Origin of the sequence: Mycobacterium sp. WUMAC-067, from assembly GCF_020217485.1 — a bacterium.
Classification (GTDB): domain Bacteria; phylum Actinomycetota; class Actinomycetes; order Mycobacteriales; family Mycobacteriaceae; genus Mycobacterium.
In genome coordinates, this window is the sequence record NZ_JAEKMI010000191.1 from 1 (window position 1) to 496 (window position 496).

1 pseudogene is annotated in these 496 nt (G+C 58.7%); it reads left to right on the top strand.

Going from position 1 to position 496, the window contains the following annotated elements:
* Positions 1-394: pseudogene (locus JF781_RS28175) on the top strand (transglutaminase); the annotation flags it as partial.
* Positions 395-496: the final 102 nt, after the last annotated feature.

Sequence of the window (496 nt, forward strand, 5' to 3'; positions counted from 1 at the left end):
GTGTCGCGCCGCGGGGATTCCGGCGCGGTTGGGTTTCGCCGACGTCCGCAACCATCTGCAGACCCCGAGTCTCCGTGAACGGATGGGTGGCTCGGACGTTTTCGTCTACCACGGCTACAGTCAAATGCTGCTGAATGGCCGGTGGGTCAAGGCCACGCCGGCGTTCAACCGCGAGTTATGCGCGCGCTTCGGGGTCCCTCCTATCGAATTCGACGGTCAGCGAGACGCCATGTTGCACGCTCACACAGGCGACGGCTCCCAACACATGGAATACCTCCATGACCGTGGCGTTTTCGACGACCTTCCCCTCACGGAAATCATCGACGCGCTGCGCGACAACTACAGCGAACTCATCTACGAACCTCCGCCCATATCAGACTCGTTCACCAATTAACAGTTTGAAAGATTATGCTTGTGCAAAGCACTAATGCGGGATATCTCACGGCAGCTAACCGAAAGGACGCCTCCCTATGACAGCCGCCTCACCCTGGCTCAA